The sequence below is a fragment of the Paenibacillus sp. JT22N15 genome, assembly GCF_059383755.1.
On the sequence record NZ_JBXENV010000002.1, the window covers coordinates 1 to 25,036 of the forward strand.

The 25,036-nt window shown below is 51.1% G+C and carries 16 protein-coding genes; 4 read left to right on the forward strand and 12 right to left on the reverse strand.

Annotated elements, in window-relative coordinates; translation table 11 throughout:
- Nucleotides 1-218: 218 nt before the first annotated feature.
- Complete coding sequence (locus AC50X8_RS03745; protein ID WP_494879061.1) at nucleotides 219-1,139, reverse strand: oxidoreductase; 921 nt, start codon at nucleotides 1,137-1,139, stop codon at nucleotides 219-221.
- 274 nt (nucleotides 1,140-1,413) lie between these two features.
- On the opposite strand from AC50X8_RS03745, the gene trhO reads away from it, so the two are divergent.
- From trhO to AC50X8_RS03760, 3 genes are all read left to right on the forward strand, one after another.
- The gene (gene trhO / locus AC50X8_RS03750) at nucleotides 1,414-2,307 is read left to right on the forward strand and encodes an oxygen-dependent tRNA uridine(34) hydroxylase TrhO (protein ID WP_494878710.1); all 894 of its coding nucleotides are present in this window, start codon (nucleotides 1,414-1,416) and stop codon (nucleotides 2,305-2,307) included.
- A gap of 585 nt (nucleotides 2,308-2,892) precedes the next feature.
- A complete protein-coding gene (locus tag AC50X8_RS03755) occupies nucleotides 2,893-3,069 on the forward strand; it encodes a hypothetical protein (RefSeq protein ID WP_235533050.1) in 177 nt (58 codons plus the stop codon).
- Nucleotides 3,070-3,073: 4 nt separating this feature from the next.
- Nucleotides 3,074-4,090, forward strand: coding sequence for a phosphotransferase (locus tag AC50X8_RS03760; RefSeq protein ID WP_056030797.1), 1,017 nt, complete (start codon nucleotides 3,074-3,076; stop codon nucleotides 4,088-4,090).
- Between the two features lie 110 nt (nucleotides 4,091-4,200).
- Here AC50X8_RS03760 and guaA read toward each other — a convergent pair whose 3' ends face one another.
- The 5 genes from guaA to AC50X8_RS03785 form a co-directional block, all read right to left on the reverse strand.
- Nucleotides 4,201-5,739 (reverse strand): glutamine-hydrolyzing GMP synthase, encoded by a 1,539-nt coding sequence (gene guaA / locus AC50X8_RS03765; protein WP_056030800.1) that lies wholly within the window; start codon nucleotides 5,737-5,739, stop codon nucleotides 4,201-4,203.
- 184 nt (nucleotides 5,740-5,923) lie between these two features.
- On the reverse strand, nucleotides 5,924-7,909 hold the full coding sequence (locus tag AC50X8_RS03770; protein ID WP_494878713.1) for a helix-turn-helix domain-containing protein: 1,986 nt from the start codon (nucleotides 7,907-7,909) through the stop codon (nucleotides 5,924-5,926).
- A 256-nt stretch (nucleotides 7,910-8,165) separates the two neighbouring features.
- Complete coding sequence (locus AC50X8_RS03775; RefSeq protein WP_494878715.1) at nucleotides 8,166-10,790, reverse strand: transglutaminase-like domain-containing protein; 2,625 nt, start codon at nucleotides 10,788-10,790, stop codon at nucleotides 8,166-8,168.
- Nucleotides 10,777-12,384 (reverse strand): DUF58 domain-containing protein, encoded by a 1,608-nt coding sequence (locus AC50X8_RS03780; RefSeq protein ID WP_494878717.1) that lies wholly within the window; start codon nucleotides 12,382-12,384, stop codon nucleotides 10,777-10,779. The genes AC50X8_RS03775 and AC50X8_RS03780 overlap by 14 nt, the downstream gene beginning before the upstream one ends.
- Nucleotides 12,384-13,412 carry an AAA family ATPase gene (locus tag AC50X8_RS03785; RefSeq protein ID WP_494878719.1) on the reverse strand — a complete coding sequence of 343 codons (1,029 nt, stop codon included), beginning with the start codon at nucleotides 13,410-13,412 and terminating at the stop codon, nucleotides 12,384-12,386. The genes AC50X8_RS03780 and AC50X8_RS03785 overlap by 1 nt, the downstream gene beginning before the upstream one ends.
- A 552-nt stretch (nucleotides 13,413-13,964) precedes the next feature.
- Here AC50X8_RS03785 and AC50X8_RS03790 point away from each other — a divergent pair.
- Nucleotides 13,965-14,441, forward strand: coding sequence for a GyrI-like domain-containing protein (locus tag AC50X8_RS03790; RefSeq protein WP_056030812.1), 477 nt, complete (start codon nucleotides 13,965-13,967; stop codon nucleotides 14,439-14,441).
- A 145-nt stretch (nucleotides 14,442-14,586) separates the two neighbouring features.
- Here AC50X8_RS03790 and AC50X8_RS03795 read toward each other — a convergent pair whose 3' ends face one another.
- The 6 genes from AC50X8_RS03795 to AC50X8_RS03820 are packed head-to-tail and all read right to left on the reverse strand — an operon-like array spanning nucleotide 14,587 to nucleotide 24,856.
- Nucleotides 14,587-14,865 (reverse strand): hypothetical protein, encoded by a 279-nt coding sequence (locus AC50X8_RS03795; RefSeq protein WP_341281016.1) that lies wholly within the window; start codon nucleotides 14,863-14,865, stop codon nucleotides 14,587-14,589.
- 33 nt (nucleotides 14,866-14,898) lie between these two features.
- A complete protein-coding gene (locus AC50X8_RS03800; RefSeq protein WP_494878722.1) occupies nucleotides 14,899-16,596 on the reverse strand; it encodes a hypothetical protein in 1,698 nt (565 codons plus the stop codon).
- A gap of 1 nt (nucleotide 16,597) precedes the next feature.
- Entirely contained in the window at nucleotides 16,598-20,143 is a 3,546-nt protein-coding gene (locus tag AC50X8_RS03805) for a DUF4132 domain-containing protein (protein ID WP_494878724.1), read from the reverse strand.
- Between the two features lie 20 nt (nucleotides 20,144-20,163).
- Nucleotides 20,164-21,333, reverse strand: coding sequence for a VWA domain-containing protein (locus tag AC50X8_RS03810; protein WP_494859695.1), 1,170 nt, complete (start codon nucleotides 21,331-21,333; stop codon nucleotides 20,164-20,166).
- Nucleotides 21,334-21,371: 38 nt separating this feature from the next.
- Nucleotides 21,372-23,768, reverse strand: coding sequence for a DUF5682 family protein (locus AC50X8_RS03815; protein ID WP_494878726.1), 2,397 nt, complete (start codon nucleotides 23,766-23,768; stop codon nucleotides 21,372-21,374).
- The gene (locus tag AC50X8_RS03820) at nucleotides 23,756-24,856 is read right to left on the reverse strand and encodes an ATP-binding protein (protein ID WP_081418625.1); all 1,101 of its coding nucleotides are present in this window, start codon (nucleotides 24,854-24,856) and stop codon (nucleotides 23,756-23,758) included. The genes AC50X8_RS03815 and AC50X8_RS03820 overlap by 13 nt, the downstream gene beginning before the upstream one ends.
- Between the last annotated feature and the right edge of the window lie 180 nt (nucleotides 24,857-25,036).

Below are 25,036 nucleotides of genomic sequence, written 5' to 3' on the forward strand. Positions count from 1 at the left end.
TGAATTCTTCATTGTATCGTTGCCGTTGTTCTCCCACTCGCGGACACCTCTTCTTTTTCGTTACGTCTATTATTAGGCGTTCCTTAACGCTGTGTCCACTTTTTATTCTAGTTACATCCTGTCCGCTTGCGGCCTAAAATCCCTTCAAATGCCACAATAGCGGAACCTTAGTCCGTCAAAAATGAGGTAGCAGCACGATGCCGATTTGCATTCAAATCCTAGTTGAACTTGTAAGAAACACCCGTTAAGCTTTCTGAAATATTCCATAGCCGGTTTGAAATATCGGCAGCGTATAATTTATTAATGATCTCGTCACTCTTAGGGTAGCCTCTCCTGCCGCCTCTCCCATCTGGACCAATATACTCCCCGCCCTTGATTGACGATTCTGTAGCAGCATACAAGGTAGGCAAGGCCCCCATATGGGCTGGCTGACTTAATAATCCTGTAAGCATACGCATGAATGTGTTGGCCTGTTTTCCTGAACCGAAGGAAAATAAGTTCGTATTCGATATTCCAGGATGACAGGCTACGCTTACGGCATCTACGTGATTGGAAAGAAACTTGTTTTGAAGCTCTTTGGCGAACATGAGATTGGCCAGCTTGCTTTGTCCATAAAATTTTATAGCGCTATATCCCTTGGAACCGTCTAAATTGTCAAAATGGATAGCAGCGTTATGAGCAGCTATACTGCTTACGGTAACTACTCTCGAATTTGGGGTAGAAATAAGCTTTGGCAAAAGCAGGCCCGTCAGGGCAAAATGGCCCAAATGGTTTCCGCCAAACTGTGATTCAAAGCCATCCTTGGTCAAACGATGCGGAGGAATCATAATTCCAGCATTATTGATAAGAATAGATAAGGTGTCGTATTGATTCATAAAATCGGATGCGAACACCTTGATGCTATTCAAATCACCAAGGTCAAGCTGCATCGGTGACACATGTGCACCCGGGTAGACCGACTTTATTTTGCCAGCAGCCACGCTTCCCTTCTCCATGTTCCGAACAGCTAGTATAACCTTTGCCTTTCTTTCAGCTAGTGCTGCTGCTGTTTCAAAACCCAGCCCGCTATTCGCGCCTGTAATAATGACTACTTGATCTGACACATCTGTAATGTTGTCTTTGGTCCAAACAACGCTCATTTTAAATGCACTCCCTTTGGTATCAAATAGCAGAAAATGACTCGATTGGGTCAAGGTGAAACGGCTTTCGCCGTCCTCTGGCGGCGCGGCACGTTTCATTTCGAGAAATATAGAGAAAGGATGGGAAAATCGTATCCTTTCCTATATTTTGAAAATTGAAGTCATCCTAATGAAATTATAAGCACAGTTGGTGTTGTGAACATGTCCTATGTCTATTACAATATAATATGTTCTCTAATATGTTCTCAACTTAGTTACAGAAAGGAATTTGGCAATGAACAACCCTTCCAACTATCAGGTCTTATTGTATTATAAATTTGTTGCGATTCCCGAGGCGGAGCAATTCGCAGCCGAACATTTGGCTTACTGCAAGGAGTTAAACGTGCGCGGCCGGATTCTTATTGCGGACGAGGGCATCAATGGCACAGTTTCCGGAACGATTGAGCAAACGGAGCAATATATGCGTGACCTGCGCTCCAATCCGTTATTTGCCGATATCGTATTTAAGATCGATGAAGCCGATCAGCATGCTTTTCCAAAAATGTTCGTCCGTTACAAAAAGGAGCTCGTTACTCTCCGCTACGACAAACCGCTTGATCCCAATACGCTAACCGGCACGCATCTGTCTCCTAAAGAGTTCCATGACTATTTGCAAAGGGAAGACGTTATTGTGCTTGATGGCCGAAGCGATTACGAATACGATCTTGGACATTTCCGCAATGCGATCAGGCCTGATCTTAAAACCTTCAAGGAATTTCCAGAATGGCTTCGTGAAAATATGGCGGATATGAAAGACAAGCCGATCATTACTTACTGTACTGGCGGTATCCGCTGCGAGAAGCTGACTGGCGTCATGCTAAGCGAAGGCTTCAAGGATGTCTATCAGCTCGATGGCGGCATTGTCACCTATGGCAAAGACGAGGAAGTTCAAGGAAAGCTTTTCGACGGCAAATGTTATGTGTTCGATGAGCGGATTTCGGTGACCATTAACCGCACGGATGAAGCTGTCGTCGTCGGAAAATGCTATCACTGTGAAGCGCCAGCGGAAACCTACATCAACTGCGCGGATGATACCTGCCACCGTCAGCATATTGTATGCCCGGACTGCGAGGAAACCCATCACGGCTTCTGTTCTATGGAATGCGAGGAGCATGTGACAAGCGTTTAATTGGTTTTAGTTATGATTAAAAAAACTCTCTTTCAATTGCTATTAAAAGCAAATGAATGAGAGTTTTTTATTGATGCAGCACAGAGATACGCGCCCTGGAAGGCGTTGATGCAAGCGAAGCAACAGATTTTCAAGGAACGGTTCAAAGCGCTGTTCTCCATCTGGCCATATTCTGGTCGGATGGAAAGCGTTGACGACATGGCATAGATAGGTTGATAGCGTATTTGCAGTGCGTTCAAATAAAACCCGATATGGATGTTTCTCCCATAACATGCTATCCTATAGTAGCTTATTGATAAGCAAGTTCCTTACACGAAGGGAGATGATTTTAATGGCGACGACTTATATGGTGGTTTCGTCCTAAAACAGAATAGAAGGCATACATGAAAAAAGCGGGAAGAATGCCCGTATTATTTGGTATGCCATCTAAAGTAACCTTTCGTGAATATTGCTGTTTGCGGGATACGATGAAGGTCGTATCTTTTCTATGTCCTGATGCCGCGCGACAGCAGCTTCTTTAGAGGCTGCTTGTCCGCGGCATTTTGCGTCCAAAAAAACAACATTATGAGGAGCTAACAAAAAAACATGATTGATTTAGAAACCTATGGATATACAAAAATAGAAGAAATTCCAGGCGGGAGAGTTATGTTGCCCAGCAGCATGAGAACAAGTTTGTCCAAGACAAAACGAGCTATCGACAAGAGGGCTCAAAACAAATCGATCGCCATGTGGAGCAAGCAAACGAAAAAAACGGGAGCGTGAAGAAATGAATATCAAACTCGAAACGCTGAACTATGCTTTAAGCCAATTGTTCAAAACGAATATCATCTCCGCCGAATGCCAAACCGTGCCGTTACATGGCGGGACTGTGGGAGCTGTGTACCAGGTAACAGGGATAGCCGTAACTGCTGATGGAAAGAAATTGCCGTACCGTATTGTTCTAAAAATTCAGAAGAAATGGGAGCGTTACGGCGATCCTAGTTCATGGCGTCGGGAATTTGATCTCTATGCTTCTGATTTGGGAGCGACGTTCTCGGATTCCTTTCGCTGGCCGATATGTTATCACGCCGAAATCAATGACGATGAAAATGAATTCCAACTGTGGTTGGAATATGTAGACGGCGTGTCCGGCCTAGACTTGACCGGTGATATGTATGAACAGGCCGCGCTGGAATTAGGACGCTATCAAGGCAAGCTTTATGCGGAGCAGCCAGCCGTGCTTCAGAGTCTGACCAACCTGAGCCATGCTGATTTGATGAAAAATACGTATCTGCATTACAGGTCATGGCCTGTCGTCTACAATTATATACGCTCGGAGGACTGCGAATTTCCGATGCACGTGCGGGAAATGCTCATTGAAATTGATGAGAACGCAGATGAAATATTCACCCGTATTGAAAAATTGCCCCTCGTGCTATGCCACCGGGACTTCTGGGTAACCAACCTGATCTGTGCAGAAGGAAAAATAATTCTCCTAGACTGGGATACTAGCGGATGGGGCTACCTGGGCGAGGATCTTGCAAGCCTGATTGCGGATGAGGCGGATATTGATCATATGGTCGAATACTACCAGCGATGTGTCCCCGCGTATTACAAAGGATTTTCGGAATATGGAGATGTATCTCCTATCGCCGTTAATTGCGTCTACGAGTTGATCCTTCTCGTATTCGGGTACAGGCTTGTGGAGTGGTATCTCCACGCAGAGGACGATGACAAGAAGACGCAGCTTCTCCATACGCTCCAAAAAATCTATGAAATAAAAACCATTTCTGCACAGGGGTGACTTTATCCTCGTCCTTATATGAGTAAGCTATTCGAACACTATATCTAGCGATTATAAAAAAAGAACTCCGAAAACCCTCAAATGTAGAGGGATTTCGGAGTTTCTTTTCATTATTCCCATTCGATCGTAGCTGGCGGTTTCGACGTAACGTCATAGACGATACGGTTAACGTTGTCCACTTCGTTTACGATACGTACCGAAATTTTCTCAAGCACATCCCAAGGAATACGAGCCCAGTCCGCTGTCATTCCGTCAATTGACGTAACGGCGCGGATACCTACGGTGTAGGAATACGTGCGGGCATCGCCCATAACGCCTACGCTCTTCATGTTCGGAAGCGCAGTGAAGTATTGCCAAATTTCACGGTCAAGGCCAGCCTTGGCAATTTCATCGCGGAGAATCGCATCTGACTCGCGTACGATCGTCAGCTTCTCTTCGGTTACTTCGCCAAGCACGCGAATCGCAAGACCCGGACCTGGGAATGGCTGACGCCATACGATGGCATCTGGCAAGCCGCACTCGGAACCGACTTTACGAACCTCATCCTTGAACAGCGCTTTAAGCGGCTCTACAAGCTTGAACTTAATGTCGTCCGGCAGGCCGCCGACATTGTGGTGGGACTTGATCGTTTGGGCTGTAGCAGTACCGCTCTCAACGATATCCGTATACAGCGTGCCTTGCGCCAAAAATTCAAAGTCATCGAATTTATCCGACTCTTCTTGGAAAACGTAAATGAACTCGTTGCCGATAATTTTACGTTTTTGTTCCGGGTCGTCAACGCCCGCAAGCTTGCTCATGAAACGCTCTTGTGCATCGATTTTGACCACTTTCATATCGAATTTGCCCACGAACGTTTCCATAACGCCTTCTGCTTCGCCCTTGCGGAGCAAGCCGTGGTCAATAAACATACAAGTAAGCTGATCGCCGATCGCCTTGTGCAGCAAAATCGCAACAACGGAGGAATCTACACCGCCGGAAAGGGCGCATAGCACCTTCTTGTCGCCAACCTGGTCGCGAATATCGCGGATTGTATCCTCGATAAATGTCTCCATCGACCAATTGCCGTCACAATCGCAAATGTTATAGAGGAAGTTGCGAATCATTTCATTGCCGAATACAGAGTGACGAACTTCCGGATGGAATTGCACTGCATAGAAGTGCTTGTCCGGGTTGCTCATTGCCGCAATTGGAGCATGCTCCGTGCTTGCGTCAACGTTGAAGCCTGCTGGCGGCTCTACTACGAGGTCGCTGTGGCTCATCCATACGGTCTGGCGAGCGTCGAGGCCTTGCGTCAAACGGCTGTCCGGCGTAAAATCAACCTCTGCTTTACCGTATTCCCGTTTGCCTGCGCGCTCTACTTTGCCTTGCAATTGATGCGACATCAGCTGCATGCCGTAACAAATGCCAAAGATCGGAACTCCCAGATCGTAGATTGCCGGGTCAACAAGCGGCGAGTTCGTTTCGTATACGCTAGCTGGACCTCCTGAGAATACAATCCCTTTCGGCTGAATTTCACGAATGCGCTCAACCGATGTATTAAATGGCAGCAACTCGCTGTATACGCCCAAATCACGAATGCGGCGTGCGATTAGCTGGTTGTATTGTCCTCCGAAGTCCAGAACAATGATGATTTCATTTGGCTTGTTCATTACCGAGCCTCCCTCAATTAATGTAGTAATTATATATAAGGCGCTTTGAGCGAGTCAAGGCTGAGTGACGATAATCCACTTTTTTTAAAGGAGATACGCCTCATATGGATAAAATAGGAATTTAAATGCCATTAAAAAGGACCTTCCATGCCGGAAGGCCACCCTTTAAACATTTTGCGTTGCTTTAAGATTTAACGAGCGCCTTGAGCACATCGTCCAGCTTCATGCTATCAGCTGTTGGACCATTCAGCATCCAATGTCTCGCTGATACTTTGTGCACATTCCCTTTTTTAACCGCAGGAATTTCCTGCCACACTTTCATTTTCTCGATTTCATCCAATTCAGCCAAAGCCATCTGGGCTTCCTCCTCCGAATCAAACGATCCGCCAACCGTCACAAATAAATGGTCAGCCGTTAATTCGGGCAGCTTCTCCAGCGACTCGCCTACTCCCCAAATGCCCTCTTCTTCCTTCTGCTCCAATTCCGCGACAGATGCATCCATAGCCAAACCAACATCCTTGTAGACAAGGCTTGTATAGACGAACGCCGGGAAAAAGACTTGCACATCGCTTTGGGACGGGCGAATAAACGCGACGGAATGGTTGGCGCCTACAGCCTTCGCAACGGCTTCTTTCGTTTGCTCCAGCTTCTCATTGTACGCATCAATGACCGCCTGGGCTTGCTCCTCCCGATCAATGGCTTTGCCGATAGCTGCTATGGATGTTTTCCAGTCACCGCGGTCGTAAACGATCGTTGGAGCAATTTTGCTCAATTTTTCATAGCTTTCTTTATCGGTCGGCAGCAAATGCGCCATAATCAAATCTGGCTTCGCATCCAAAATAGCTTCGTAGTTCAAGCTGTCTGGCGTGTAGATGGCCGGAATATTTCTCTCTTGCAGCGTTTCATATAAATATTGGCCCTTCATCGCCTGTGCCTGCACAATAGGTGCGTCCAAAGCCAACAAAATATCCTCTAGGCCGCTTACCGCAATTCGCTGCGGGTTAACCGGAATTTCCGTCTCGCCCAACATATGCTGCACAACCTTGGTTTGCGATGCCTGCTGCACCGCGCTGTTTTCCCCCGTTGCCGCCGCTTCTGCCGTTATGGAGCGATCATTTACCGCTGCGGAGCCTGCACAGCCGCTGAACAATAGAGCCATGCAGAGCAGCATAACAGCAGCCACCGACAACTTTAATTCCTTATACATCGTTAAATCTCCCTCTCCAACTAGTTGATAACTATTATCACTGTAATTGTAGCTTTGCGTTGGATGGGGGACAATGGCTTGCCCTGAACGATGGAATGGATTATTCTGAACTGATTTGCCGCTTGCGGCTCGGGAGCGGAAGCGAAGCGGCGGCAGCCCGGTATGCTTTTTGAACACTCGGCTAAAATAATACACATCCGGATACCCGATGCTCGCCGCAATTTCCTGCAGCGTAGCTTGCGTCTCCGAAAGCAGGTGGCTGGCATGATCCATGCGGACTTTAATCAAATAGTCGTTCGGCGTCGTTGCCAACTGTTTTTTGAATAAACGCGACAAATAGCTGGCGCTGCATCCTAGCAGTCCGGCCAAACCTTCAACCGATATCGGCTCCGGGTAGTTGTTTTCAATATAGCGCATGGCTTGCCGCACCAGATCCGGCACAATTGGAGCAATTTCCTGATCTGAAAGCTGGCCCATCAGCTCATGCACAAACTGATAAAGCTGACCCTTAGCACCCAGCCTGTCCAGCATGCTTAGCTTGCCCCAGCTTTCTTCCATTTTCCGCACAATCGCATGTATCGCAAGCGGGTTTTGAGGAGCAAAGCCATATTGGATTTGAAACGGGTTGCTATGCTCCATGAGCTGCTGAAGCTTTCGATTGCCTTGCCCCGCCAGATTCCCTTTATAAAAGATCATATCGTATTCAAGTACATCCGCCGAAGGAATAATGTTTAAGCACATCCCCTTGCCGCCATGCAGAAGATGAAAGCGCTGGGCGGCATAATTCGTCCCATCCAGCGTCACCTGCGCTCGTCCGCGCGTTACCCATATGAAAACGCTGGATGGCAGTAGATAGCCGCGCAGCTCTTCATTTTTCCCCAGAGCTATATGCCGGATATCAAGCACTTTAACCGTCGCTTCATGCCACAGCAGCAGTTGGTCATTCCAATTTATACGACTCATTCGATTCACATCCCGTTACAGATAAACGTTATCTGTCCTATCAAACACCATTTTATTATATTTGAAAATGGTTCTCATCACTAGCTTTTTTGTCTGTGCGTCGTTTGAGCTTAAGGAGCACGCGGGATGCATGGGATTGGTGGGGACTGGCAGGATTGGATAGGAAAAAAAGAAGCAAGCAGCCGCATGGTTAGTGGACTGCTTGCTTCTTTGGGATGCGGAGCAAGCTGGTGAAGCTTAGCTTGCCCCTGGATGGTTATGTGCGCCGCGCGGAATGCCTGCGGACACATAATAGGGCGGCCGCTGCCGACAGCTCCTCCGGCAGCGGCGCTTGCCAGGCACGCCGCTGCTCATAGCGGGCGGCGTCATCCCATGTGACGAAGCGCTGCAAGGCTTCGGCCTGGGAGGGAGGCAGCAGAGCGGCTTGCGCTGCTGCGTATTGCCTTGCTGTTTGCTGCGGCTGCCTTTTGGCTACGCAGCGGTCCAACTGTGGCCAGATTGCCGCCGATACTGCGGCAAACTGCTTTTGGACGCCGCCGCTGCCCCGGGCCGGCGTCCCGCCGCGGGAGGCGGCGCTGTAGCGGCGCAGCGCCAGCCACAGGCGCAGCCGCCTGCGCTGCGCCGCAGCGCAGAGCACGGCTGCCAGCGCCAGCGCAGCCGCGCCTGCGGCGCCTTTAGCGGCGGGCGTCGCCCCCGCCGCTGCCTCGGCGGCGCCAAGCGCCGCACGCGCAAGGGCATCCGCCCCTTGCGCGAGAGCTGTGGCGGCCTGCTCAGCCGCCGCCACAGCCAGCGCTTGCGCGCGCTGCCCCATCGGGCGCGCAGCGGCGCTGGCAAACGCACCGGCGGCCCCTTCGCCGCCTGCCGCCGCACTGCCGGCTGTGCCGGCCAAGCCCGCGAGCGCTGCTCCCGCGGCTGTCCCTTCGCCGCCATACCCCGGCGTCGGATCAAAGGGCACCCACCCAGCGCCTGGGAAGTACACCTCCACCCAGGCATGGGCGTCCTTGCCCTTTACTTCATAAGCGGTCAGCTTCACGCCTGCATGTGCCGCATCATTTCGTGCATCCGGCTGCTCCGCGGACACGGCTCCGGGCGCAAAGCCTTTCACCCATCTAGCCGGAATGCCTTGTGTACGAAGCATAATGACCATTGCACTGGAGAAATGCACGCAATACCCTTCATGCTGCTTAAACAAAAAATCGTCCACGAAATCTGCTCCTGCCTCAGGAACCGCACTATTTTCAGCAGAATAAGTGTAGCTGCTTCGCAAATAAGCTTCAACCGCCTTCACCTGATCATAGCGGCTTGTTACTCCGCCTCCCGATACCTCTGCTGCCAGTGCAGCAACACGGCTCGGCAGCGATTCCGGCAGCTGCAAATATTCGGCCAGCGCTTCCTTCTCTCCCGCTTGAATACCGCCACTGCGCAAGGCAGCTTCATCCATCACGGGAAGCAGCGTCTGGACAGTGTACTGGTCTATAAGTACCTTATCCGAAGGAGCGTACAGCGTGCCCGTCGCTTCATTTTTCAAATAAGTGTTCAGCTTGCTTCTTGGCTGCGAAGAGGTTAAATCCAGCAAAGTGCCAGAGGTTCCGCCCATAAAAAGAGGGAAGCCGCGCTCCGCCTGTTTAAGCAGCACCGTCTGAACGACGATTCGATCCGGGCTGACGGTTGTCTCCGCACCTGTCCCTTGGCTTTTTATATCCCTCTCTTTGCCAGTCTCTGTATCTTTCTCTGTATCTTTCTCTATACCTTTCTCTGTATCTATCACTGTCTCTGCAACTGCCTCCGATTCTACCTCTGCAAGGGCTTCTACCGCCTCTACCTCCACACTTCCCTCTCCACTAGCGGACGCAATCCGTTCCCCGCCATTTTGAATGGGCAGCAGCACCGTACGCTGCTCCGTTTCCTGCCAGCCTTTACCGGTATAAAAAGCTTTCGTCTCCCCGCGCCAATACGTGCGAACAGGAGACAGACCCGTAAAAACAAGCCGTTCATCCTGCTTTAGGGGAGCGCCTAATGTGCTGTCATCAAATCCATAGCCTGTGGAAGCGTAGCTTCCGCTCGCGCCAGCCGAGACCAGCGCAGCCTTCGGATTGCCGTGCTCCAAACCAAGCACATACTGCTCCAGACTTGCAGTTAGCGGCTTTGTCCAAGCTGCGGGGCTATTTGCGGCGGATTTTCCTCCAGAGAATAGAAGTCCGGCGCCCAGGCACAGCCCCACAACGATGAAAGCAGAAGCCGACCAGCGATAAGAAGCCGTCTGCGCCTCCTCCTTGCTTTCTTCTCCCTGCAGCGTTCTCATGCGTGCAAACATGACAATCGCGCCAAGCAGCAGGCCTTCCGCCGTCACACGCAGCAGCGCATTCAGCACATCCATGCCAAGCCATGCATGCAGTAAAATCAAATACCCTGCTGTTATGCCGGCCAAAGCCAGCCCCAGCTGGCGCAGCCAAATTAAAGCCTGCAGCGCAGGCACAAGCAGCGCAAAGCCGGTAAACAGAAGCAGCGCCTGCAGCTCTGTTGACATCCCCCACGCTACTGCTCCTATGCTGAACAGCCCGCCAGCTTCCTCGGCAAAGCGGCTGGCAAAACCAGCTGCCCATTCCAGCGGTCCCACATCTGGGCCTCTGTAAAGACGCATCAAGCCTGTAATGCCGATGGCGGAATAAACGACAAGCATGATATACCAAGGTGCTCGCAGTAAGCCCGCTATAGCAATACAGCCTACAAATACAATTAGAGGCTGAGCCACATCAATATAATAACGGCTGCCAGCCTCCGACCATGGAAGCATCCACTCGGCAAGCAAGCCAAGCAGCAGCAAGCTCGTCCATAGGCGGTAGCCGAATGCCGGCTCCCCTTGCGCATTAAATATCGCCATAACGAATCCTTCCCTTCGTTAATTGCGGCTGTTCATTCATCCGCTCCGGATACGTCAGCCAATATGTGCGGACACCGAAGCTCTCCAGCCATTTCTGCTGCTCGCGCATCGCAAAAGAAGGCGTGCTTTGCTTGATCAGCATATACAGCAGCACTTGGCAGCCCTGCTCCGCCGCCCGCGAGGCCAGCTGCCCCCAGCTTGCGCTATTGCGCCAATCGGCGGTAAAACAGCGCAATATGCCTCCTCTAGGCATCTGGTCAAGCTCGCCAATTACCCTTGCAACAAATCGGCCATGCTGTACCAGCTTCAGCCGTGCGAGCTGTTCCAGCAGCTCTTGCATACTTGCGGCTGCGCTGTTGTCCTCGTATGCACCCGGTTCCATCCATACATTTCCCTCCGTGTTAGCCGAGCTTCCCGCTTCGCTAGACTGCTGCTCATTCGCTTCCGCTCCCAAAAGCTTTCCTGAGCCGCCAGCTTGCTGTGCTGACAACGAAGGCTGTATGGATTCCGTCTTCACACACGCATCGGTGGCACCATCGTCTAGAACCGCCTGGCCAGCAATGAGCTGCACCCGATTTCCCGCTAAATAATCCTGCTCCAGCACGCCGGCAGCCCACCCGGCGCAGGCATCAAAAAACCTTTCGTCACCATCATAAGCGCTCACCGTGTTATCAATGGCCAAAAGCACCAATGGGCGATGAAGCGCTGTGCCATGCTCCTTCGTGTGCAGCCCCCGCCCGCGCGCGGCGGCCTTCCAATTGACATGGCGCAGCGAATCCCCATCCCGGTACGGCCGCATCTCAGGACCAATTCCTCCCTGTCTGCCGGAATGCTGGCCTTCAGACGGCTCACGCCCTGATCCCGCCTCCTGAGCATCCATCTTGCCCGGATGCAGCCTAATGATAGTCGCTAAGCCGCTTCCCCGAAGCGCCGCCGCACCCGGAGCTGCTACAGCCTCCGGCAATGCGGGAACCGCAAGCAGCCCGCTGCGGCAAGCAAAGGTTCGGCTAACAGCCGTTAATCCTAAATAATCGCTTACCGTAACGGTAACCGCCTCAAAGCTATGTTCCCCGCGCCGAATAAGCTGCGCCCGATAGCTAAGCGCGAGTCTCGTTGCGAAATGAAGCTGTGCCGCATAGCGATAAGAAACTCGCTCCTGCTTTGCCGTACTCCCATTGACCATCGTATCTTCAAGCGCCAGCCAAATGAACGGAATAGGGAAAGCGCGGCCCAGCATCAGCTGCACCTCAACCTCTCCCCCATCGCGAATTGTGCCTTCGTCAAGCTGGCGGCGCACCTCCATGCCTCGCATAGCAAGCCAAGGCAATCCGGCACTTAGCAGCATGATGCAGCCAAGCACTGCGAACATAAACCACTCCACCGCCATTCCCCGCTGAATGACAGCAGCAAGAGCAGCGCACCATCCCGATAGCAGGAGCAGCCAGCCTCCCCACCTTATCCGGCCCAGCCTCTGCTGTCCCAACTCCTGCTCCGCTTCTGCCTCACGCTCAGTACCCGCCGCTTTCGCTTGCCATTCTCCAGCATCCGCTTGCCCTATTTTCACTGCCTCGTTATCCGCAATGGAAACCGCCATTAGCGCCGCCCTCCCGCCGCTTGCGGCAGCACGGCTGCAGGAAGCGGTGTAGTGCGCAGCAGCTGCTCTACGAGCTGTGCTGCTGTCATCCGAAGAGGTGCCCCCGGATATACCTCCAGCCGATGTGCAAGCACGGCTTCGCCTGTCGCCAGCAAATCATCCGGCAGCACATAACCTCTGCCTTCCAAATATGCAGAGGCCTGTGCCGCTCGCAGCCAATCCCTGCCGGCACGCGGGCTCATCGCCAGCGACAGCTCTGGCATTTTCCGCGAAGCGTCTGCCACTTGAACCATATATTCAATCAGGCCAGGATGCACATGAGCCAGCCGCACTTCCCGCTGCATCCGCAGCCATTCCTCCGGCATGACCACTGGCCTGATTTTATGAGGCTCCTGCCGCTGCCCATCGGCATACTGCTCCAGCAACTGCTTCTCAAACTGCGGCTCGGGATATCCAATGGACAGCCGCATCATAAAACGGTCCAGCTGCGCTTCCGGCAGCCTGCTCGTCCCTTCAAAACGCAGCGGATTTTGCGTAGCAATCAGCATAAACGGCGACGGGAGCGGCCTCGTCTCCCCATCCACCGTAATACGCCGCTCCTCCATCGCTTCAAGCAATGCGGACTGGGTGCGGGCGGAGGCGCGGTTGATTTCATCCGCCAGCACGACATTGCCCATAATCGGGCCTGTTACATACTTTAGCTCGCCTCGAGCCGCATCCCACACCGCTCCGCCCAGCACATCCGACGGCAGCATGTCCGACGTAAACTGAATGCGCTTGAACTCCCCGCCAATGACGCGGGCGCACGCTTCTGCAAGCACGGTTTTGCCGACTCCCGGCTTATCCTCCAGCAGCACATGCCCACCCGCCAGCAGCGCGGTGAACATTTGCTTTACCAGCTCCCGCTTGCCTAGCAGAACGCCTTCCACACGCTGGAGCATGCGATGAATAAGCATCTGCGGCAGCTCCTGCCATACATCCGTCTCCTCTTGCCGAGCGGTAGATTGGTATTTTGAATGAATCATCATTAGACAACCTGCCTTCCTCTCAAGCGTAAACGGCTGATGCCCTCCTCTGGCGGCTAAGCTACCGTTTCGCGGGTGAAATATAAGCCATTTATAAGTGTGTAACTTATAAATGCTTTTATTTTTAAAAATAAAATCTTCTCTAGCATTTATTCTCGCCATGCTTCTCTCGATTTAGACCTGTTTCAAGGCGGATAGATTGACTTTTCCGCTGACCATCCCTTGCACGGCAGCGATTCTAGCATTATCAGCTGTCATTTGGACGACACAAAACCTATTAAATTTTCCCATAAATGCAAAAGGAAATATCCCGTTTATAGAGAAATAGTAAAGCAGGCTCTAAACGGCTGAACAAGGTAACAAGACGGCAGTGAATGGGCGGCGGTTTAGGAAGTGTAAGCGTTTCACGTACGGATATTGATTGAAATATAGGAAAGTATGTGATTTGTTCATACTTTCTCTATATTTCTACGCGAAACGGAAGCTTTGCCGCCAAAGGGTGGCGACAGCCGTTTACGATCGAATGGAAAATAGTCCAGCACAGGAGGGATTAGAATGAACGTTTTGAAGGAGGTAGTCCTTACAGAGCGGGAAGCTTTTCACGTCGTAGGACTACAATGGGAAGGCACCTTTGCCGAAGCAGCAGCAGGCGGAATTAAGGAAATTCAGAAGCAATTCCAACAGCGTGTGACGGAAATCAACCATGTGCGGGAGCGCAATAAGCTGCTCGGGCTTTCTTTTCACACGACAAGCACAGGCTTTACTCATTATGCGGCGGTTCAGGCAGAAGCAGTAGGCTGTGTGCCCGAAGGCATGTACAGTCTCTCTATTCCCAGTCTGACCTATGCCACATACGATCATCAGGCGAACGAAAACATAGAGGCTTCCTACGAATACGTATATAACTGGATCAGACAAAACGGACATAGGCCACTTTCGGATGGCTTGACGCATTTGGAATTTTATCCAATGAGCCGTGACCCTTATGCACCGAACCCGGAATTCACCATCCTCATCCCGCTTGCAGAATAAGCTATCATTCATCCATATTCCTAGAAAAAAAGAGAAGGAACCGACCTGCGCAGCGCCACAGTGTCCGGTTCCTTCTCTTTGCATGCTGGAAGAGGCTCCCGCTCGAGCTAGAAAGCTGATATCCTCCCTATAGCAAGGAGGCTTGTTACTTCTGTTCAGCAAGCTGAACATATTGATAAAGACGGGAGCTATGAAGGAGCAATTGCTGCTCCTCACCGCCTCCCAGCACCATTTTGCGCCCTTCGCTGGCCACTTGCTTCAACAGCGTAGACAGAAAGTCCATCTGCAATCGGGCAGCTTCCTCCGCTTCGCGCTCCAGCCATTCGATATCCTTCAAGGCAAGCTGCGCGGTCCCACGAAGCAGCAGCTCCTCAAACCAGCTGCGCAGCCGCTGCAATCCATCGTAAACCTGCTCCAAAGCCATTCCACTGCTCCTTTTTCCACCTGCTTATTGGCCCTACATATCCAGCTTTAAGCTAATCAACTTCGTATTGTGCAAAAAGCTGATCGGATAAGCCTGGCCGCCCTCTATTCGCACAAATGCATAAAACTGTTCAAGCGACGCAGCGCCGTATCCGGCTTCCAGACGTTTGACGGTCTTTTCCCAGTCCGCTTGATAAGGAAGGATCAGCTCCAACTGTTCGCCTGTTTCATCCTCTACTTCGAGTAAGAGGCTCTGCGAGCTTTTATCGAACCGATTCCCTATGATCCGCGCCAGCTTAATTAAAACAAGCCGTTCCTTTGCGTCTGAAAATAATGCTGGTTCCCCCGCTCCAACACGCCGTAAAGCGGGCAAATCCGAGGCGAGCTGCCCCACATTAAGCTCGTTAATGGATCGACGGGCAACGAGAGTAAGGTTAGCCCCTTCGCCTGAGGATAATCTGCGCTCCTCGTTCACTTTAATGTGCTCGAACACCAGCTCTTCTCCTGCAAACTGGCGCATCGTCAAGCTCGCAAGCCAAGGCGAATAGCTGGCATAATGCTTGGCAAATGAAAAATCATTGCCTTCATAATACACAGCGCGCGCGTCACTATAGGTGTACATCTGCCCATCATCGAGCCCGTACATATAATAAGTGATGCCCCTAAAGCCTGAACGTGTCTCCCACGGCTCGGCGCCAAGACCGTATAGGCGCAGCTTCGGCAGCTCATAATATTTGCTGCGAAAAGTCCCGATAAGCTGCTCCTTCTGAGCAGCAGGAAGCGTCTCCCGTTCGAGCAGCTCCAGAGCAAGATACAGCTTGGTGACGCGATCCAGCAGCTCTATCATCGAAAATCGGACATGCCGGTTGAAAAACAGCTCGAGCTCGCCCTGAATGCCGCGCAAGCCGCGCTCCACGTCCGGCAGTTGGCCACTGCGTGCTGTGACAGCGAGCGTTTCCAGTTGTGCCATATACGACTGGGGTAGACGGGCAAGTCCCGTCCGCAGCATCGCAGTAAGCAGCTCTTTGCATTCCCTTACGGTATCGGGCGAAAAAGCGACCTTATACACTTTGCCGCGCAGCGCTTCCAGATCATCCAGTCCCTTTGAAGCTCGGTAACGCAAGAGGGCTTCCAGCTTTAACAGCTCTCCGGCCCTCTCCTTTATTTTGCAAAGCGCCTTAGCCGGGTTTGCTTCCTCAGTGAACGAAACCTCAGCACCTTGGAGCTTGAGACAGACCGTAAGAAGCGCATTTTGTGTCACTTCCAGCTCTTCCGGGTAGCGCAGCCGAAACAGCACTTCTTCCACAAGGGATACATTAAACGGCTTGATCAGCGGTGAAAGCTCGGCAGCCAGCAGCCAATTAAAGCGTTCCGCAGTGCTGCCTAGCTGTTGCATGCTGCCTTCTAACTCTCCTTCCTCGTGTGCAGAAGAAGTAGTAGTAGGCAGCTGCTGTGCGTAAAACAAAATGGCTATCAGCACATGCTTGCATAAGCTTTCTGATGGACACGTACATTTCCAATTTGTCAGCGTATTTTCCAATATGCAGATCGTTCCATCATTCAACTCACAGCTGACGGATGATTCTCCCCAAGCATATTTGACATCAGTGCCTTTGCTGATATCTTTTAACGCCCGATTATATAAGCCCTTGTTCGAATGCCGAACCAAATAATCCTCGGTGCATAGCTTGGCAAACTGCCCAAAGCTCGTCTCAAATGCGGCAGCTGACATGCTAGCGTCCTGATGCCCGCAAAATATCATAGATCGTCTCACTGAATACACGACCTGGAATTTTGCCTAAAGCTAGAGCCGGAATATCACTGTAGTAGCTGTATTGGCCTTTTTCATTCGCATGGAATTGCAGCAGCTCCAGCGTAATGTCCTCCAAGCCTTCGTAATAGGTGATGCTAGTCCCGCTAAAGCGCAGCTCGGCAAGCCAATCCCCGTAGTCCTTATACAGCTCGCTATACCAGCCGCCATCCTGGGCTGACCCTTTGTACCAGCCATATTTCTCAAGCGCCTTAGGGAACGCTGTAGGCGAAAGCTCTGATCTCGGCAAATCCTCATATACTGTGCTTTGCTGATTTTCTTCTTCCACGAGATGGATTTGACGATTCAACTGCTCAAATGGCTGCTTGATTTCATAATCGTCCAGCTGTGATTTCCAGCCCTCAAGCGCTTCCTGATCCAGCTCAAGCGGATGAACCAAGCCGACCTTGGCTCCATCAGCAAGCTCGTATTCATCTTCATCTACCGTATTAAAGGTGCCATCCTCCATATAACGGAACGTGTCTGTAAGACTGCCTTGTTCATACACGCCCCAGATGAGGCCCACAGCAAACTTCTGCATGACGATATTGCCCACGAACAGCGCCGTCCATTCTTCGGCGGACCATAGCCGCTGTTTAGACAACGATTCTTCCAGTCGCTGCGCTTGGATACCGACCATCGTTTTCAAATCTTTTTTGAGCAAATTGAAATCAGCCTTCGCTTTCGCAGCCAGCTCCGCATCATCCTTTTGCCCCGGCGCAGGCAAGCTTTTGAGCGGTTTGCCTGTTTCTTCATTGATGACGATAACCTCCAGACTCCGGTTCACCTTCACCTGGAAGGTGCGCTCGCCATAGCTGAATTGCTGAGCACCCTTATCATCAAAGCCAAGCGACGTGACCAGGCGGTCTTCGAGCTGCTCTGGCGTAAGTCCTTGATTTTCCGCTGCCAGCTGCAGCGCCTCCTCAGCCGCGCCCTTTACCTGGCGGTTTTTGACGGTTCGCTTGATTTTGTCAATGGCCATTAATGCGGCAGGCTCGCTTAAATAAGATAAAGCCTTGACCGCTTCCGCCGCCATTGCGCCGCGGCTATTTTCCGTCCATTCCTTAATTTGCGGAGCTAAAATTTGTATCAGCCTGCGATCACCGAACAATGCGCCTACATACAGCACCCATTTTTCCTTCGCAGGCGCTTCGCTTTGAATCCACAGCTGAATGAGCTCCGCTGCGAAATTTGAAAGCGAATCGCTGTTTACATAAGAACGCAGCTCGTTCAAGCGCTCATTCGGAGCCGTCGTATGATCCATCGATTGAAGCATCAAATACGACTTGATTCGGTCATCTATTTGCTGCCCCTCCAAATCCAGCAAGGCTGGCAAATCATTTACGGACAGCCAGCTGAGGCGGGCCGTTTTTTTGGCATCCGCTTGATCTGCAAGCGCTGCGTGCGCATGAACTGGGCTTAAATCAGCCGTATCCAGCAAAATTTGAATAAGCGTGCGCCAGTCCTCCGATTTTTCCGTTTCCAGCAATTGCTGGTATGCCGCCTTGCTGCCTGTTACGCTGCGCAGGGAGTTTAGTACCAGCTCTTTAATCGCTGCTTTTTTCTCGGTGCGATAAAGGGTTAAATATAATGTTTCGTCAGGCACTCGGCTGAATTCAGCCAGCGCAGCTCCGCTTGCCTTTTTCGATGAATCCAGCAGCCCCGCACGGATTGCTTCCGTCAGCTGTTCAAGGGTCAAAGCATCGCGATCCTCAAAGGCAATTTCAAGCACCGTCAGCCGAGAATCCGTAGGTAAATTCTTATATTGCTTCAATGAATCCGTTAAATTATTTCTAATAATGGATCGATATTCGCTTTGCGGCATCGAACGGTAGTAATAATCTCTCATGCCATTAAGCATCAGCAAGCCCGAAAGCAGACGCTCACGGCTCACCTCAGGATCTTCACCATAAAGCTCCAGCAGCTTTTGTCCGCTAAACGAATAGGAATGGTACATTTCCGACACGAGAGTCAGTGCATCGCATTCCGGTCGTGTAATCAAAATGGCCAGCCGCCTTATATAAGGCGAATCGGGAGGCAAGAAGCTTACAGCTACAAGCAGGCTTTTGCGTTTGCTGTCCCGGTTCCTTGGGTCAAACAACGAGCGATTCGTTTCATCCTTCCAGTAATCCTCGAAGGAAGTTTCCCCTTCCAAATAACGGGCGAGAAACAGACCATGACGTCCTCCCTCCGATTGTCCCCTTAATACAGCGAATACCGCTTGCGTAAGCGTGCCGGCTTCATCTGACAATGCAATCCCGCCATCTGTGAGCACCTTATGCAAATAAGCTTTGTAATACGCCGAACGTAAAATTTCATAAGCACGCAAAGCTTGATCCGGCACACTAAGCACATAGCTTTGCAGCGCGCTCCACGGCACCATATAGCTATTCAGCTCTCCGCTTAGCCGTTCAATTAACTCATAAGGCTCCTGGAAAGGAACGATGCCCTCCAGCAGCTCGTCCGGCTTTTTGGCGCGTCTGTCGAGGGCAAGCAAATGCTGGCGGACCTCAAGCGGATATACTTCATGCAGCGTTCTGACTGCATCAAGCAGCGCTAAGCCTACATCCCCCGGCTCGTCCAGAAACAGCTGCTTGCCGCCTTTAACGTTAATGACATATAACAAAGCGCTATGAATCTGGGTCAATGTCCGATTAAATTCGATGCGGGAAACTTCTCCGGTCTCCTGTGCTTGGAGATCAGGATAATGTGCCGCAATCGTTTTTTCGCGTTGGCTCGTTATAAAATCCGCGTTCAGCTCCCGAACAGAATAATTTTCCTTTGCTTTGAACGGGTACGCGATGATCGGCTTCACCGCAGCATTCAGCAGCTCGCGAAGCTGCTCCGTATTTTCGGCCAATACCGCTTGCAATATTTCCGGAAACTCGCTCGCGAGTCTTTGGCTGTTAAATTGATGGGGCGATGTAGGATCAAGCAGGGAATACAGCTTTAGAAGCAGCAGCGTATTAATAATAACGCCTGTATCTCCAGCATCCTTTTTGCCAAAATTGCATTTGCTAACCCTGCTTTTCAGCTCATCCATAATCGCCTTATCTCCGGCAAATTTATGTATTTTCTCCATTCGTGGCAGCAGCGACTGCAAGCGCTGGCTTCCCGCTTTGCTTTTTCCTGCCAGCCCTAAAGCATAATGCCCGTCGCCCAAGCAGATCGCGAGGCTGTATCCCTGCCAATAATAGCTTCGGCTAGCATTGAGTCCCATTCGCAGCATGAGTGCACCCGCACGAAAAAACACATCGCTGTCATCCTTCTTCGCAAGCTTCTCAAATAGATCCATCGAACGGTAGGCATATTGCATGGAATCAGGCAGCAAATCCGGGAATTGCTCTGTTCTGCCCATTACATAATCGATAATGATTGCGCTGCGGTCCGTATTCTTCGAATACTCCTGAGAGAGTGCTTCTCCAAACTTTTCAACCAAGGCTTCAACTTCACGGTTTTCCGTTATCATTTTCCGAGTCCTCCCAAAAATTAAGTTATAATATCGCCGATCCAGTCGGCTAGCTCATTTGGTGTAATCGCCGCAACATGAGCCCCCATATTGGTGAGCGTCTGCGCCGCATGTTTGTTATAAACAGAGTCCCCGTTAAAATCGAGTGCGGTCAGCACCAGCAGCTTGCAGCCTGCGTCCAAAATATCTTTGCAAGCCTTATACATATGTTGAATCGGGTAGCCTTCCTCCAGATCGCTGACCAAAATGTAAATCGTTTTGCCAGGGTTTTCAATCAGCGTCTCGCCATAGCGCAGCGCTTTGGCAATATGCGTACCGCCGCCTAGCTGAACGTTCATGAGCAGATCCACGGGGTCCTCCAGCCTGCTCGTCAAATCAACAACCTGGGTATCAAAAATAAACAAGTGCGTGCGCAGCGCATTCAGCTTGTAAAAAATGCTCGCCATCACCGCGCTGTAAATGACCGAGTCCAGCATGCTCCCGCTCTCATCCACGCCAATAATAATGTTCCATTTGTTATGCGGCTGCACATTGCCGTCAAAGTAAAGACGGTCGATCACAAATCTGCCTTTTGTGCGATCATAGTTTTTTAAATTTCGAGAAATGGTTTTCTTAAAATTTAAATTGCGCAGCGACTTCACAGAGCTGCTGGTGTAACGGCTGCGTTTGCCGAGTATGCTCGCTTTCGCCTGCGATTCGAGCTTCTGCCGCAAATCCTCCACTACTGCACGAACAATTTCCTTCGCGCTTCTTAACACATCGCCCTTCATCCGACCTTTGAATTGCAGGATGTTCTTGAGCAGATTCATGTTAGGCTCAAGCGATTGAAGCAGCTTCTTATCCGTCAGAAGCTCGGTCAGCCCATAACGGTCCAGCGCCTGCTTCTCCAATATTTCCACCGTCTGCTTCGGAAACAGCTCCCGCACTTTATGCAGCCACTTGGGAACGGTAAGCTCTGAGGCTCCCCGCCCTGCTGATCTTCTGTAGCCCTGCTCCTCGCCATATTCGCGATCGTACAAAAAGCCAAGCAGCTCATCCATTTCCGTATATGAAAAATGTTCGGGCGAATAGCCTTCGGCTTCGCTTAAGCCTTCCTCGGCAGCCTCCCCAAGGATGAGCCGCCAGCGATTTAAAGCTTCGGCCGATGTACGGCTGCCTGTAGCAGGGGGAGCAATCGGGGCTTGTCCCATCTCACCATGCTCATGCTCACTTCGCTCATTCTGCCTGTTCAAATCAGCTTCCATGCGGCAAACTCCTTCCGAATGGCTTCATCCAGCGCCTTGGCTTGTATAAGCGTCTGCTCGTCGATGGGCGGACGCTCCAGCTCTTCCGGCTCTGCTTGATGCCGTTTAGCGACCCGCTCTGCAATTAGCGACGTCTCCATTGGCGTAAAATAGGTGAACGCAAGCCGCAGCTCCGGCACCATCGCAATAAAATCATCAGGAGGAAGCTCCTCGATTAAATAATTCAATTCGCCCAGCAGCAGATCATCGTACAAAAAAGCATCGCGCGCGATTTCAAACATCCCTTGCAAATATTTTGCCGTCTGCTTGGCCTGCTCCGGCGTTCCGCGAACGTAGCTTCTGGCGCGCTTGACCATCTCTTCACGCGTCCTGTCACCAAGCCCTGCTAATATAGCCATCACCACTCCCTCCAATTGCGGAGAGAGCTTCCGGTCTGACAGCAGCTCGCTCAAATGCCCTCTGAACGTATCATTCTGAAAATGCGCTTCAGACGACTCCGACAGCATCGCCAGCAGCTTAAGCCCTTGTATAATCGCTGGATGCTCATCCGAATGGATGGCTGCAAGCCCCAGCAGCTTATCTACCGCATTGTTATAAGCTTCCGCTACGAGCAGCGGCAGTTGTTCGTCTGCCGCAAGTCCCAGCAGTCTGCCATGCTTGCGCAAACGATTTAATACCGTAAGCGTTTGGCACAGCGACAGAAAATTTCCGTCCTTGCGCAAAGCGGCCTGCACCTGCTCATATAACCGCCTCGCTGTATCCTGCAAGCCCATAAGAAGAGCCTGCAGCAGCGCATTCGCGATTTCGCCGCTATGATGATCGGGAAGCTCCTGTATCCGTTCCCCGATTTTGCGTGCTGCCGCCTCCTTGAGCGTTCCTCCATACAGCGAGTTTTCGATTAATCTCGCCTCAATGCGGGACGAATACGCGTAGACCCAAGTTTCACGAACGAGATTCATATGCCGATAGGCGACCCAATCTGGTCCAGACTCCCGTATTGCAAAATCTGGAACGAGGAAGCTCGCGCATTGCAGCAGTTGGCTAAGCAGACGATGCTCCGCCTTGGCGTACAGATCAAGCACCTTCTTGTGCTTGCCGGTCGTCTTAATCTGAAGCCCTGACGCAGAGCAGCGATTCTTAAAATCTTCAACAATTGGCACCGTAAACGGATTGGGAGCGACAATGCCGATTTTATCCCCTGTCAGAAGCAAGCGCAGCTCCTCAAGCGGCTTGTCCGTTGCAAGCGTGCTCTCCCCCTTCACGAAGGAGGAGAGCACGGCGTCCAGAAGCTCGTACACCCCGCCTTCCCTTTTGCCCCGAAGCACCGCAAGCCCTTGAATCATGCTGTATGCCTCAATCGCATCGCTCGTCGAAACCTCCTCTTGGCCTTTGCGCAGCTTGCGCATCAGCTCGGATAACAAGGAGAGCGCTGTCTGGTTATAGGGCTCTGTTTTATGCTGCAGAAGCTTATTCCAAATAAGCTCATAATAGTTCACATAAGGCATCCCGCTCGCATATCCATTCAAGCGATCCGCTTCTTCGAACGTGTAGACCATCGGATACAGCTGCTGTTGGACGGTTCCACCTTTTTTCCCCTGCTGCTCCTTATGCTGTTCTTCCCTCGCAGGCTTGTCTGCTTGGGCAGCTTCCAGCAGGCCGTACGTATGAAAGCCGCCAGTAATCACTAGAACACGCTTATGCTTAGACACAGCTTGCTTGATGCACTCTCTCATATACGCCTCTCTCGCCATATCTCCGGAGGCATGAAGCTGTTCCTCCGAATAGCACATACGAGATAACGCACAGTAAGTAAATACATTCCGTACAAAAGCTTCCGTCGTAGCTGCTTGCCCTTCGATTTCGAACAGCTTTTCCCACAGCTCATCAAAGCTGCGGCAGTTCATTTTACGGCATAAACGATTAATAAAATCGGAGCTGGCAAGCAAGGTTTCATCCTGGATGGACGTCTCCTGTTTTTCAGCTTTGGTTCTCGATTCATGACTAAAATCCAGATCAATAAACGCCGCCGGTATGCCAAGATGCGCCGCTTCCTTCATGGCCACATACTCCGGAGAATAACTTAACAGAGGATAATAGCAAGCCGATCTTCCGCCCTGTTCATCCTCGTAAGTGCAATACAAACTGACGGGCGTCTCCGTCGCCTCATCCGCAAGCACCGGAATGAGCGGAGTGCCGCTCGTTGGCCCTTCGATCAAAACAATGTCCGGCTTATATTGCTTCATCACCTTCAACAGATGAAAGGAACAAGCTGGACTATGGTGGCGAATGGGAAAATAAACGGTGCCGCTGCTCAGGTTAAACACCTGCTGATCAAATAAGGACGGCAGATCCTTGTCAGCCTCGCCCGTTAACCAATCCATTTTCTTTCCTCGTAATAGTCCTTCCATATCACATCTTCCTTGGAGCGTTCTTTGACGACCTTGGAGAAGTAGGTTTTCAGGATGGACAAATCCTTCTCATTTTCCTTGGCAATCGTTCCGAGCATATTTTGCACGAGCCGATCAAGCGAAATCGATTTATTTTCATAATAATAGGAGGTCATCGCGCTTTGAACATAGACAGAAACAGCTTCTGCCGTGCTCATGGAGGCTGCGGGGATGTCGATTTTGTAGCCTTCGCGCGTAATGCCGGAGCGGAGCTCCATAAATGTCGTCGCCAGCAGCTCGACCACATTCAGGTCAATTTCCGCGTCAACGCCACTATGCATAAGCAGGCTTCGGGCTTGATTTTTAATAATTTCCGCTTCCATCTTCATGCTGCTGACAGGCTTAATCGTCTCGAAATTGAATCGGCGCTTCAAGGCACCGCTCATTTCGTTGACGCCTTTGTCGCGAATATTCGCCGTTGCTATAACGTTAAAACCCGGCTTCGCAAATAATACGCCGCCGTCCAGCTCAGGAATATTCATCACCTTGTCGCTCAAAATGCTAATTAAACTGTCCTGCGCTTCCGCTGGGCAGCGCGTAATCTCTTCAAAGCGGGTCATAATGCCCTGTTTCATTCCATTATATAAAGGCGCTGGCACAAGCGCGGCCTCAGATGGGCCTTTGTCCAGTAGCATCGCATAATTCCACGAGTATTTGATCATATCCTCCGTCGTCCCGGCTGTGCCCTGAATCGTATTCAGGCTCGTCCCCGATATGGCCGCCGACAACAGCTCACTGAGCATCGTCTTCGCTGTGCCTGGATCTCCAACGAGCATTAAGCCCCGGTTGCCTGCCAAAGTGACAACGGCCCGTTCGATCAGCACATCATTTCCGTAAAATTTGCGGGTAATGGCGACTTCTTTGCCGTCCACGACAGCCGGCTTGTCTCTGCCAATTATAAAGTCACGCACATAGGCCGGAGACAGCAGCCACTCGGGCGGACGCTTTCCGGTATCCTCTTCACGCAGCGCCCGCAGCTCTGCTTCAAATAACATCTCAGCCGGCGGCTTGATCATATCCATCATTGTGATCTCCCTTTCGCAAAAACAGATCATATGTTCTTATTTTTTTATAATACCATAGCACACGCCGTTCTTTCAAAATATTGGACAAAAATGGTTGTTTCGAACCATTCATTTAGCACCATCGGTCTACATTTTCCGCTATAAAATAGGTCTCATCTTTGATAATATTTTGGGATT